The sequence below is a fragment of the Parvimonas sp. KA00067 genome (genome assembly GCF_001553085.1).
Lineage (GTDB): Bacteria > Bacillota > Clostridia > Tissierellales > Peptoniphilaceae > Parvimonas > Parvimonas parva.
In genome coordinates, this window is the sequence record NZ_KQ960142.1 from 1 (window position 1) to 13,130 (window position 13,130).

The window sequence follows — 13,130 nt, forward strand, 5'->3', positions numbered from 1 at the left end:
TTATCTGTTTTTGGTAAATCTTTAAATTCTCCCTTCCAAGAATTTCCTTTATTTAATTTTAATTTCCTTTCAAAAACTCCATTGGATAAAAGTTTAATTATAACTTCATCTTTTTCTTTTCCTATCCATTTCTTTTCAACCGGAATTGAAATTTTTTCTATTTTTAAAGTATTTTTTATAGAAATAGAAAATTTAGTTTTTGACTCAGATTTTATTTTTGAAATCTCAACATTATATTTATCTGAATTTAACTCTTTAATATATATAATATCTTCAATCTTTTCACCTTTAACAGTAGCAGGTAAATCTTTCAATGTAAATTTATAACCATTATCTTTAGTTAATTTCACATTTTCTATCAAATAGTCTGTTTTATCTTTTAATTTTCCTCTAACTTCTATTTCAATATCTTCAGGAGTTGTTCCAAATTCCCATGTTTTTACTATTTCTATTTCTTTCAAAGGATTTTCTTCATTAGGTTTTTTACCAAATATAACGCTACCATTTGAGCCAATTCCTCCACCTTTATTAGCAACATTTCCTTCAATAATCAATCTGGATAATTTTTTACTAACTGTTTTTCCATTTTCGTCAATAATAGCTTTTAAACTAAGTTGTTTTGTTATTTGCTTTAATTCAGAAATTTCCTTTGACTTACTTGGTTCATATCTATTTCCTTTAGAGTCCTCATAGTATAAAACTTTTGTTCCACCAATCAATCTTGTTGGCAATGTTACAGTATAATTTCCAGGAACTTTTTCCTCATTATGGAAATCAGAACCTGCTTTTTCAGCTATATTATCTACAAAAACAGCTCCGTTTTCAGCGTAAAACTCTGCGTCTCCAGTAGGACAAAACCATGAACCTCCTCCTGCTCCAAGTACTAATTCATAGTTTTTCTTTCCACCGTTTCCATCATCTTCAGAAACTCCTTTAGAATGAATCCAAGTTTTAGAATCACTCGCCTCATTGTTTGAAACAAAAGCATTTTCAATCCTTAATTTATAAGGTGTCGCTGTTAGATAAACTCCTCCACCTTGGTCTCCGGCAATATTATTTTTTATTTCTCCACCTAATAACTTTACATTATTAGATGCAACATCAATGCCTCCACCACAAGTATATGCTAAATTATTATTTACTTTACCTGCGTTCATTACAAATCCTGCAGGATATTTTTTTGTCCATTCTTCAAATGGAGCCTTTGCATAAGTTCTATTAACACCTTGAACTCCGTCGGTATAATAATCTAAAGCTAAAATTCCTCCTCCAGCATATCCTTTATTTTCTATGATTTCTCCACCATTCATTTCAGCTCTTGCAGCTCCAAAAATAAAAACTCCACCGGATTTTCCTGCACCTTTGTTTCCTTTTATTATTCCATTATTTAGTATAAATTCAGAAATAGGAATATCTTTTAATTCAGTTGGGTCTGATTTATCTATATGATACTCATATAAATCTTCATGTCCAACTTCAATTCCACCAACCGTACTAAAATTATCTTCAATAGTTCCACCATTCATAATAAATTTAGAACCATATCTAACACTAACAGCTCCTGCACTTCCTGTAGCTTGAGCCCATTTATTATCTAAAAATGAAGCATAATTAAACCAACTTACATTATTATCTTTAATTGTTCCACCATTCATCTCTAATGTAGCACCATTAGTTATAATAAATCCACCTGCTGAATACCAGTTACCTGCTCCAGGAGTGGATTCATAATCTGTATTAGATATTTCTCCAGCATTAAATATAATCTTTGAATTTTTTCCGTCAGAAAAAATAGGTGCTTTATTAGAAGTAAAAGATGTTTTTTGATTAAAATCATTTATAAATTTTAGACCATTAGCTCCAGTTTCTCCAATCTTCAAAAATCCTTTATTTTCAATAAAATGACCATATGCCTCTCTTTTTTCTCCATCAACAATGAAATTTCCATCATCAGATAATAAATTAACTTTAGAATTTTCATCAATTTTTATCATTGTTTTATTAAAGTTATTATCTCTTTTAAATTCAACTTTTCCATTATTTTTTAGAGTTATATTTTTACCAACAATATCTAATGTTTCAGTAAATATATATTCTCCATTTTCTAAAATAATCTTTTCTCCATCTTTTGCATTTAAAATTTGATTTTTTAAGTTATCAAACTTTTCATCAGCGTGAACCGATGAATAATTTAAAAATGATGCACTTAATATCAATCCAAAAGCAATAAAAAATAACTTAATATTTTTTAGCATAATTTACCTCCATAAAATCATAAATATTTTTTCATTTATAATCTAACTAAAAATAGTTATTCATAAAATGATTATATATTAAAAAAAATTATTTGTAAAGTAAATTTACTATTATTTACAATAATTTTAATGCATAATCATAATACCATAACCATAATAATTAAACTTTATTTTATTAAATATTACTTATAAAATAAGAATTATAGCTTTACATGATAATTTATTCCTCTAAACCTTTTTATTTTACAATAAACAAAAAAGTGATGTCTTAACACCACTTTTCTACTAAATAAAATATTCAACTATTTTACAAGGTCATATTTGTATTGTTTAACACCTTGTGCGTTGCTTACATTAGTGTAACCCATTTTTTTCAATTTTTCTAATGCTTGTCCACTTTGTTTACCAGTATTGCAGTATAAGAAGATTTTTGCATCTTTTTTAGGTGCTTTAGCTTCAATATCTTTTTCGATTGATGCTAAAGGAAGGTTTATAGCGTCTTTGATATGTCCTTCGTTATATTGTTCAGGTTTTCTAACGTCAATAACTGTAGCACCTTTCTTTTGTTCTTCTAAAAGAACTTCACCTTTAACTAAATCATTTTTTGTTTCTGATTGTTTTTTATCAGTAGTTTTAGTATCATTTTTTGCTCCACAACCTACTAAAGTAGTTGCAGTAACTAATGATAAAAGTAACATTTTTGATAATTTTTTCATCGATTTACCTCCTAATTTTTAATCAATAAAATAATATCATAAATTTAGAATAAAGTAAAATTAATTTTCCTTATTTATAATATTTATTGATAAATTTTTTTTATATTATATAATTTTTTATGTTATTACATATATTTTCCCAACTAAATTTAGCTATTTTTTCATAAAAATCATCTTCAAAATTATTTTTATATAAATTATTTATCTGATTTTCTAAAGCCTTACTTAATCTTTCAATATAATCTTCAACTTCAGTTTCAACAATCTTATCTGTATCGTATAAGATTGGCATTTTTACAAATTCGATATTTTTAGATTTAACTATATCTTCTCCAACAAAATTTATAAAATTTTCAAGTTCATTCATAACTACTTTCAATCCACAAGCCATTGCCTCTATTGTTACAAGTGAAAGACCTTCATAAAATGAAGGCATTACAAATATATCACAGGCTCTAAATAAATCAGATATTTCTTTCATAGTCATATAACCATACAGTTTTACATAATCAGACAATTTATTTGAGTATGAAATAATCTCTTCATATTCTTTACCGGTTCCACTTCCGGCTAAAATCAATTCTATATTATATTTATCTTTTATTTTTTCAAAAGCTTTTAATAAATATATTACACCTTTAGCTCTACTAAATTTCCCTGCATAAATTAATTTTAATTTAGAATTTTCACTATATTTTTTATTTTCTTTTTCATAATAGTATTCTAGGTCATATCCTCCACCTATAATATAAATTTTATCTTTATCATATCCAAAAATTTCAATTATTTCATCTTTTTGTTTTTCAGATAAACAAAAAATACCATTAAGTTTTGGAATACTCTCACAAACAAAACTTTTATGAATATCATTTTTATATAGTTGTCTTAAACAAGTGCCATGACAAAATCCAAAAACTTTACAATTAAGTTTTAAACTAGCAACTATTGATGACATAATATATAGATGATTTGTAAAAATTATATCAGGATTAAATTCATTTACAACTTCTTTTATTTTGTTTTTAAAAACCTCGATATAGCTTTCTAATTTTTCATCAATCAAATTAGAAAAAAGAAAACTCTCATAAGGCATTACATCACTCATTCCAACAACAGGAAACGGTAATTTCTCATTTTTAAATTTTATTACTTCATAATCATCAAAATTAACCTTTATAATGTCATCTTCATTCATGCAACATAAAACTTTTTGTGTAAAACCCATAGCTTTGAAATTTTTATAAACTTGTGTCAAATATATTCCACTGCCAGTTTTTGAAGGATACTGACTAATTAAATGTAAAATTTTCAATTTAGCACCTCTCTATAACTAAAATACTATTTGTCTAAAATTATATCATACTCATATAAAAAAGTAAAAAAAAAAAGCTCCACACGGAGCAAATATAATGTGTTGGATCCATACACACTATATTTACGCTTGTGTTGAAGCTTGGTGTAATTTCTTGCTTAATTTACTAACTTGTCTTGAAGCAGCATTTTTATGAAAAACACTATTAACTGTAGCTTGTTTAAGTCTCTTATCAATAGTTTTTAATAATTCATTAGCAGTTTCTAAATTACTTTCTTCTAAAGCTACATTGAATTTCTTAATGTAAGTCTTTATTTCAGATTTTCTACTTTTATTTTTAAGAGTTTGTTTCTTAGTAACATCTATTCTCTTAAGTGCTGATTTAATATTTGCCATTCTTTTCACCTCCTCAAAAATAACATTAATATTATACTACAAACATATAAACTTTTCAAGTCTTTTTTTCATAATTTAATAAAGAAAAAGAACCAAAATTTAAAAAATTTCAGTTCTTTATATCTACATTAAATCAAATAAACTAACTTGATTAGTTTGTTGTAATTTATTTAATACTCCATGTTCTTTTAATGATTCTAATGCATTTTTATTTATCTTTGTTCTTTCTTGAAAATCTTCAATAGAAATAAAAGGTAACTTTCTAACTTCTTCATAAATAGAGTTAGAGTTTACATCACTTACAAAGTCCAAAGCTCTAAATGGTGGTAAAATTTTTCCTTTACCATCGATTAAAAATTTTGAATAATGTGATTTTTCTAAGTCAACTTTACTTGCAACTATTCCGCGAAGATACATTTCTTCGGCAACTTCAAGAATATCATAAACGTCCTGCTCCTTTTTAGATGCAGACTTCCCAAGTTCAGAAATTTCTTTCATCTTTGCTTGTATAGCAGAAAGTCCTTTGTAAATTAAATTACCCGGATAATTTTCTATCTTAGTTGTAAAGTATGTTGCATAAAAAGCCTCAGGATAATGAACTTTAAAATATGCAATTCTATAACTCATCATTACATAAGCAACAGCATGTGCTTTAGGAAAAAGATACTTTATTTTTTTACAAGATTCGATATACCACTCAGGTATTCCATTTTCTCTCATATAACTTTCAGTTTCTTCGTCAAGATTTTTTCCCTTTCTTACTGTTTCCATTATCTTAAATGAACGTTTATTTTCAAGTCCTTTAAAAATCAAAAATGTCATTATATCATCTCTTGTACATATTGTTTCATTTAAAGGTATTCCTTGTTTTATAAGCTCTTGTGCGTTTCCAAGCCATACATCCGTTCCATGTGATAAACCGGAAATTCTTATAAGCTCTGTCAAAGTTTTCGGTCTTGTATCAAGTAACATCTGTCTTACAAAATTTGTACCATATTCAGGTATCCCAAGTGTTCCTACTCCGTCCTTATATTTATCATCAATAAATTTCAAACTTTCTGTAGAATAGAAAATATTTAAAGTTTCTTTGTCGTCCATTGGAATATTTAAAGGGTCAACTCCCGTTAAATCTCCTAAATGTTTTATGATTGTTGGAACATCGTGTCCAAGTAAGTCAAGTTTTAGAATTCTACCACTTATAGATTTATAACTGAAGTGAGTTGTCTTTGTTTCAGAAGTTGGATCATCGGCCGGATATTGTATTGGAGTAAAATCATAGATTTCCTTATTATGTGGAACAATCATTACCCCACCGGGATGTTGTCCACTCGTTCTTTTAACCCCTACTAATTTTCTTACATATCTTTTCATATTTCCTGAAGTCAAAGATAATTCTTTTTCTTCTACAAATTTTTTAACATATCCAAAAGCAGTTTTATCAGAAATTGTACCAATAGTTCCTGCTCTATAAACTTTATCTGAACCAAATAATTCTTCTGTATATTTATGGCAAGTCGGTTGATATTCTCCGGCAAAGTTTAAGTCTATATCAGGTTCTTTATCTCCGTCGAAACCTAAGAAAACTTCAAAAGGAATATCATGCCCTTCCTTAATCATATTTGTTTTACAATGTGGACATTCTTTATCCGGCATATCAACTCCAGATTGTCCACTATATTCATCATGAAATTCTGAATGTTTACAATTAGGACAAATATAATGTGGTATAAGAGGATTTACTTCTGTTATACCTGACATAGTAGCGGCAAAAGAAGAACCAACAGAACCTCTTGATCCTACCAAATATCCGTCATCATTCGAACGCCAAACAAGTTTTTGTGCAATGATATATAAAACGGCATAGCCATTCTTTATTATAGAGCCTAGCTCTCTTTCAAGCCTATCCTCAACAATTTTAGGTAAATTTTCTCCATAAATTGATTTAGCTTTGTCATAACAAATTTTTCTAAGTTCTTCATCCGCTCCTTCAATGAATGGAGGGAATGTTCCATTTGGTATTGGTAAAATATCCTCTAACATATCTTTAAAAAGATTTGTATTTTTTACTACAACTTCATAAGCTGTCTCTTTACCAAGATAAGAAAATTCTTCAAGCATTTCATTCGTAGTTCTAAAATAAAAAGCTCCTTCTCTTTCAAGATTTCTATTTCCTTGTCCATATAAAATTACATTTCTAAAAAGATAATCTTCTTTATCTAAATATTTTACATTTCCAGTTGCAACAACTAATTTATCTAACTTTTTACCGAGTTCAAAAATTTTTTTATTTATTTCTTTTAAATCATTTAGTTCTAAAACTTTTCCTCTGTTATATAAATGTTTTAGATTTGATATTGGTTGAATTTCAAAAAAATCATAAAATTTTGCAATTTCTAAAATTTCTTCTTCACTTTTTCCTTCAATAAAAGCATTAAAAAGTTCTCCGTTCCAATTTCCTGAACCGATTAAAAGACCATCTCTATATTCTTCTAATCTTGATTTTGGAAAACCTGCAACCTTTCTAAAATATTTCATCAAACCTTCAGAAACCATTTTATAAAAACCACTTAAAGCTTTCATCTCTTTTACATAAATTATTGAATTATATGAAATATTTTTTGCAACAGGCCATTTAGTTTCAATATTATTTATATTTTCATCAAAAACTTTTCCTTGTTTTTCAATTATTTTTATAAGCTCTAAAAGAATACCTGCACAAGCCTCAGCATCAAAACTTGCCCTATGGTGATTCAATAATTTTACTCCAAGCTCTTTACATAATGTATTAAGTTTATGATTCTTTAATTGTGGTAAAACAGCTCTTGCAAAGCCCATTGTATCAATAAAAGTCGGGTCAAAATCAAGAGAAAGTCTTTTACAATTAGTTTTTATAAATGAAATATCAAACTCTGCGTTATGTGCGACAAAAACAGCATCTTTAGAAAATTCTAAAAACTTAGGCATAATTTCATTTATTAAAGGTTTGTCTGCTACCATTTCATTTGTAATGCCAGTAATATCTGTAATTTCTTGAGATATTTCTTGCTGTGGATTTACAAGTTCATTAAAAACTTCAACAATTTTCCCGTTCTCAACACGAACTGCCCCGATTTCTGTAATATTATTTTTCAGATGTGAAAGTCCTGTTGTTTCAATGTCAAAAACTACAAACGTATCAAAACTTATTCCATCTTTATAATTATATAAAATTCTAGGATTATCTTCTAATAAGTTTAATTCAAGACCATAAAGAGCCTTTATATCATCTTTTCCAAATAAATCCATCATTTGCGGATAGGCTTGAACAACTCCTATATCTGTAACACCAATAGCAGTATGTCCCATTTGTGATAATCTTGATTTTAAAACTTGTAAATCAACACAACCGTCAAGACCACTCATCTGTGAATTTAAATGAAGTTCAACCCTTTTTTCAGGAGCCTTATCTACATAAACTTTATTAGGAGCAATTTCCATACTATTAATCATCATAGAAATTCCTCTAGCATATTGGTCGTATTCAACTCTACCGGTAGCAAGTACACAAATTCCCTTTTCAATAGACTTAGAATTTATTTTATCATTAAACATAGAAAATATTTTATCATCTAAAAATAATTTACAATTCATAGCAGAAGTATCATCTTCAATATCAAATAAAGCTAATTTTTTACCACTTTTAAGCTCTCTAATCTCTAAATCATATACTCTACCTTGAATTTTACAAAACCCACTATTTTGGTCTAAATCTATAATTTGTAAAATTGGGTCCTTATCAGAAATTTTTCTACCAATTTTAAATTCTTTATTTTCTTCAATAACTTCTTTATTAATTTTTGCCTTTTCAACTTTTATTTCATTTTCTTTTTGAATTTCTTTTAACTTGTTTTCCAATTTATCTTCAAATTTTACAGCAGATTTTTCTTCATGAATATCCAAAGAATTAAGCATAAAAATTTCTACATTTTCAGTAAATTTTTTTGAAATAAAGTCTTTTAAGTCATTTACAAAAGAATTAGAAACAAGTTTAAATCTATAAATTGAATTTGAAATAAAAATTTCAATATAATCTTCTAAAAAATTTATTCTATCATTATTAGTAAGAGAAAAACCATGATTTTTTAATAATCTTTGAGTTTCATTTACGAACTCATCGTAATTTATATAGTAAAAATATTCATAAGGATATTCAGCATTAGAAAAAGTCTGAACTGAAAATTCAACTTCTTTACCATTGAATAATTCATGAAGTTCTTCATCTAAAACCACAAGTTCTTCTATACCAATATCATCAGAGTTTGTAAGTAATTTAAAACTTATTTTTTCATCACCAAAAACAAACTCATCAATTATAAAATCTTCTGATAAGCTGTAATTTTTTCGACGTGAAAAATAAAAACTTTTTAAACTCCTATACATATTATTCCTCCGTATAATTATTTATTTCATTAATAAGCTCAGATAATAAATCTTTTTCTTCAACTTTTTTAATAATCTGACCTTTTTTGAAAATAAGTCCTTTACCATTTCCTCCTGCTATTCCTAAATCAGCCTCCCTAGCCTCTCCAGGTCCATTTACAGGACAACCCATTATGGCAATTTTCAAATTTTTCTTTACATGTTTTAATTCTTTTTCTGCCTGTTCAACAATATTTATTAAATCTATTTTAGTTCTTGAACAAGTAGGACAAGAAATTAAATCTATTCCATCTCTTAAAAGTCCAAGTGAACGCAAAATTTCTTTACCTACTTTAACTTCTTCAACAGGATTTCCAGTTAAAGACACTCTAATTGTATCTCCTATCCCTTTTGCTAAAATTATTCCAAGACCAACAGAGGATTTTATACTGCCTCTAAAACTTGGCCCTGCCTCAGTAATTCCTAAATGTAATGGATAATCACATAAACTACTTAGTAATTCATAAGACTCTACACAAATAGGTACATTACTTGATTTTATAGAAATTTTTATTTGGTCAAAATTTAATGACTCTAAAAATTCAACTTGGTCCAATGCGCTATAAACGATAGATTCTTTATTAACTCCACCAAATTTATCTATAAATTTTTGATTTACAGAGCCGGAATTAACTCCAACTCTTATTGGAATGTTGTGATATTTACAACACTCAACTACTTCTTTGACTTTTTTTCTTCCTCCGATATTTCCCGGATTAATTCTTAAACAGTCAGCACCGTTTTCAGCAGCCATTATTGCAAGTTTATAATCATATTGAATATCTGCAATAAATGGTATTGTAGTCAAAGACTTTATCTTTTTAATAGCTAAAGCATCATCTAAATCATTAACAGCAGAACGGCTAATATTACAGCCCTCTTTTGTAAATTCATTAATTTGTCTAGCTGTAGCAAATACATCTTTAGTGATTGTATTTGTCATTGATTGTATAGAAATAGGAGAACCGCCTCCAATAGGCACGTTCCCCACAAAAATTTTCTTTGTTATTTTTCTTTCCATTAATTTGCTCCAAATAAAACTCCAAGTCTTAATACATCCTTAAAAGAAACGAATAATATAAGACCCATTAAAAATATAAAACCTATTGTATGAACAAGACCTTCTTTTGACCTTGAAATAGGTCTGCCTAAAATTAGCTCTATAAATAAGAAAACTAATCTACCACCATCTAAAGCAGGTATAGGTAATAAGTTTATAAATCCTAAGTTTACACTTAAAAAAGCTGTAATGTATAGCAATGAATACAAACCATTACTTGCAGCGCTACTTATTGCTCCTACAACTCCAATAGGACCTGAAAGCTGTCCAACTCCTACTTTTCCTGTAAATAATTGTCTTAAAATATCAAACATAGAATTTATAAAATAAAAGAATGTATTAAAACTTTCTTTTACAGAAACTAATAAATTTCTTTCAAGTTTTGAACTAACTCCTAAAACTTTTTCATTTTTATTCTCAAACTTTAAAGAAATTTCTTTTTCTTCATTATTTCTAAGCACTTTAACCGTAGTTTCTTCTTTATCTAATTTTGATAAGCTTGTTTGAATATCTTTCCAAGAATTTATTTTATTTTCACCGATACTTAAAATCTTATCTCCTGCTTGTATTCCATATTTTTGTGCTACAGAATTATTCATAATACTTTCTATTGTAGTTGTTTGATGTCCTCTAATAGCAAACAAAGTAAAAAGTATTACAAAAGCTAAAATAAAATTAAATAAAGGTCCTGCAAAAATAGTTAAAATTCTCCCTCCAAGAGTCGCTCCGTTGAAATGTCCTCTTTCTGAAAAATCTAATTCTGTATCTTCTTCTCCTTCATCTTCACCCTCCATAGCACAAAAACCACCAAGTGGTAAAGCTCTAAGAGAATATAGAGTATCACCTTTTTGTTTTCCAAAAATTTTAGGACCCATTCCGACTGCAAACTCATTAACCTTTATCTTTGCTCTTTTAGCAAAAATGAAATGCCCAAATTCATGAACAACAACTACGACCATAAACACCAACAGTGCTACTACTATCTTTATAATCATTAAATATTACCTCCAAATATATAAAACACAATGTAAACTAAAGGAGTTACAAAAATAATACTGTCGAATCTATCTAAAAATCCACCATGTCCTTTAATAATATTGCTAAAATCTTTTATACCCATTTCTCGCTTTATTTTTGATGCAAATAAATCTCCGATTTGTGCAACTATTGAAAGAATTATTCCTGATAGAGTTACAAAAACAATATTATTTTTTAACACAAAGTAATTAAATAAATTTAACAATATTAGTGAACCGAAAATCCCACCTAAAGCACCTTCAATAGTTTTTTTAGGACTTATACTTGGACATAATTTGTGTTTGCCAAAAATAATTCCAAATAAATATGCGAATGTATCAGTTCCCCAAGAAATTAAAAATACTATCCATAAAAGATTAGTATAACCTAATTTCAAAAAAACTCCCATAGGTACTGAAATATAGATAAAAGAAAATAATAATCTACCTAAGCTCTCAATACTCATTTTATTAAAGAATAAGTAATATATGGAAATAATAAGAAAATATGATGCAAAAAAAGTTAAAACTAAATTTTCATTTGAAATACTTATAGAATACAACATTCCCATAGAAAATATTAAGCTAAAACCAATCATAAACACATCGTTTAACTTAAAAGTCCTAAATAATTCAATTAAGCAAAAAATAGTAATAGCCATAGAGTATCCAACTAATGCATACCCTTTAAGATAAATACAAATAAAAGATATTATTAATATCAAAGTACCACTTATGGTTCTATTAATAAAACGATTCATTAAATTCCCCCAAATCTTCTATTCCTATTTTGAAAATCATATATAGCATCATACAAATCTTCAGCATAAAACTCCGGCCATAAAACATCTGTAAAATAAAATTCAGAATAAGCCAGTTGATAAATCAAAAAATTACTTATTCTTTTCTCATTTCCAGTTCTTATAATTAAGTCAACATCAGAATTTTCTTTAGTATATAAATAATTTTTAAAAGTTTCTTCATTTAAATTATCAATAGAAAACTTACCATCAGAAATATCTTCGTATAATTTCTTTATAGAAGAAATTATTTCGGCTCTTCCGCCATAATTAAGAGCAATATTTAACACCATTCCTGTATTATCCTTTGATTTTTCTATGCTATCATCTAACAATTTGACAATAGAGCTTGGTAATTTACTGTAATCTCCAACTACTCTAAAAATTATATTATTTTCTAAAATTCTTTTTAACTGAGAGTTTATATAGATAACTAAAATATTCATAAGACCATTTACTTCTTCTTCAGGTCTTTTCCAATTTTCAGTTGAAAAAGCATATAAAGTTAAAGTCTTTATCCCTATCTTACAACATTCTTCAACTATATCTACAACTCTATTCATTCCTTCTTTATGTCCGGCAATTCTGGGCAAAAATCTGTTTTTTGCCCAACGTCCGTTCCCATCCATAATTATACCAATATGTCTTGGTATATTTTCAAAATCTATATCTTTCATTAAATTTCCATTAATTCTTTTTCTTTTGATTTTGTAATATCATCTACTTCTTTAGTAAACTTATCTGTAACTTTTTGAACTTGTTCTTCAGCTTGTCTTAATTCGTCTTCACTGATTTCTTTATCTTTTTCCATTTTCTTTAATTTATCAATTCCATCACGTCTTAAATTTCTAATAGCAATTTTTGCATTTTCACTATATCCCTTAACAACCTTAACTAATTCTTTTCTTCTATCTTCAGTTAATGCAGGGAAAGGTAATCTTATAACTTTTCCGTCATTAGAAGGAGTAATTCCTAAATTTGATGCTAAAATAACTTTTTCTATCGGAGTTATTAAAGATGCGTCCCAAGGCTGAATTACTAATAATCTAGCCTCCGGAACTGAAAGTGATGCAACTTGTTTAATTGGTGTTTCTGTTCCATAATAATCAACAGTAAA

General features: G+C 27.4%; 10 protein-coding genes. All 10 read right to left on the bottom strand.

The window, feature by feature from the left end:
* A partial coding sequence (locus HMPREF3181_RS01940; RefSeq protein ID WP_082713871.1) for a Cna B-type domain-containing protein occupies nucleotides 1-2,255 on the bottom strand: 2,255 nt, incomplete at its 3' end.
* A gap of 302 nt (nucleotides 2,256-2,557) precedes the next feature.
* A complete protein-coding gene (locus HMPREF3181_RS01945) occupies nucleotides 2,558-2,971 on the bottom strand; it encodes a rhodanese-like domain-containing protein (RefSeq protein ID WP_068472502.1) in 414 nt (137 codons plus the stop codon).
* A gap of 100 nt (nucleotides 2,972-3,071) precedes the next feature.
* Nucleotides 3,072-4,283: a glycosyltransferase family 4 protein gene (locus HMPREF3181_RS01950; protein ID WP_068472504.1), complete on the bottom strand. Its 1,212-nt coding sequence runs from the start codon at nucleotides 4,281-4,283 to the stop codon at nucleotides 3,072-3,074.
* A gap of 123 nt (nucleotides 4,284-4,406) precedes the next feature.
* Nucleotides 4,407-4,679 (bottom strand): 30S ribosomal protein S20, encoded by a 273-nt coding sequence (rpsT, locus tag HMPREF3181_RS01955; RefSeq protein WP_068472506.1) that lies wholly within the window; start codon nucleotides 4,677-4,679, stop codon nucleotides 4,407-4,409.
* 123 nt (nucleotides 4,680-4,802) lie between these two features.
* Nucleotides 4,803-9,098 (bottom strand): PolC-type DNA polymerase III, encoded by a 4,296-nt coding sequence (locus tag HMPREF3181_RS01960; RefSeq protein ID WP_068472508.1) that lies wholly within the window; start codon nucleotides 9,096-9,098, stop codon nucleotides 4,803-4,805.
* Nucleotide 9,099: 1 nt separating this feature from the next.
* Entirely contained in the window at nucleotides 9,100-10,158 is a 1,059-nt protein-coding gene (ispG, locus tag HMPREF3181_RS01965) for a flavodoxin-dependent (E)-4-hydroxy-3-methylbut-2-enyl-diphosphate synthase (protein WP_068472510.1), read from the bottom strand.
* Nucleotides 10,158-11,192, bottom strand: a complete 1,035-nt coding sequence (gene rseP / locus HMPREF3181_RS01970; RefSeq protein WP_068472512.1) for an RIP metalloprotease RseP — start codon at nucleotides 11,190-11,192, stop codon at nucleotides 10,158-10,160. The genes ispG and rseP overlap by 1 nt, the downstream gene beginning before the upstream one ends.
* On the bottom strand, nucleotides 11,192-11,974 hold the full coding sequence (locus HMPREF3181_RS01975) for a phosphatidate cytidylyltransferase (protein WP_068472514.1): 783 nt from the start codon (nucleotides 11,972-11,974) through the stop codon (nucleotides 11,192-11,194). Before HMPREF3181_RS01975 ends, rseP begins: the two co-directional genes overlap by 1 nt.
* The gene (locus HMPREF3181_RS01980; RefSeq protein ID WP_068472516.1) at nucleotides 11,974-12,690 is read right to left on the bottom strand and encodes an isoprenyl transferase; all 717 of its coding nucleotides are present in this window, start codon (nucleotides 12,688-12,690) and stop codon (nucleotides 11,974-11,976) included. The genes HMPREF3181_RS01975 and HMPREF3181_RS01980 overlap by 1 nt, the downstream gene beginning before the upstream one ends.
* Nucleotides 12,690-13,130 (bottom strand): ribosome recycling factor (frr, locus tag HMPREF3181_RS01985; RefSeq protein ID WP_068472518.1); only part of this gene is annotated, 441 nt, incomplete at its 5' end. The genes frr and HMPREF3181_RS01980, both read right to left, overlap by 1 nt.

Coding starts and splice junctions, on each gene's coding strand:
- HMPREF3181_RS01945 (WP_068472502.1), bottom strand. CDS start 2,971: ATGAAAAAATTATCAAAAATGTTACTTTTATCATTAGTTACTGCAACT.
- ispG (WP_068472510.1), bottom strand. CDS start 10,158: ATGGAAAGAAAAATAACAAAGAAAATTTTTGTGGGGAACGTGCCTATT.
- HMPREF3181_RS01975 (WP_068472514.1), bottom strand. CDS start 11,974: ATGAATCGTTTTATTAATAGAACCATAAGTGGTACTTTGATATTAATA.
- rpsT (WP_068472506.1), bottom strand. CDS start 4,679: ATGGCAAATATTAAATCAGCACTTAAGAGAATAGATGTTACTAAGAAA.
- HMPREF3181_RS01980 (WP_068472516.1), bottom strand. CDS start 12,690: ATGAAAGATATAGATTTTGAAAATATACCAAGACATATTGGTATAATT.
- HMPREF3181_RS01960 (WP_068472508.1), bottom strand. CDS start 9,098: ATGTATAGGAGTTTAAAAAGTTTTTATTTTTCACGTCGAAAAAATTAC.
- rseP (WP_068472512.1), bottom strand. CDS start 11,192: ATGATTATAAAGATAGTAGTAGCACTGTTGGTGTTTATGGTCGTAGTT.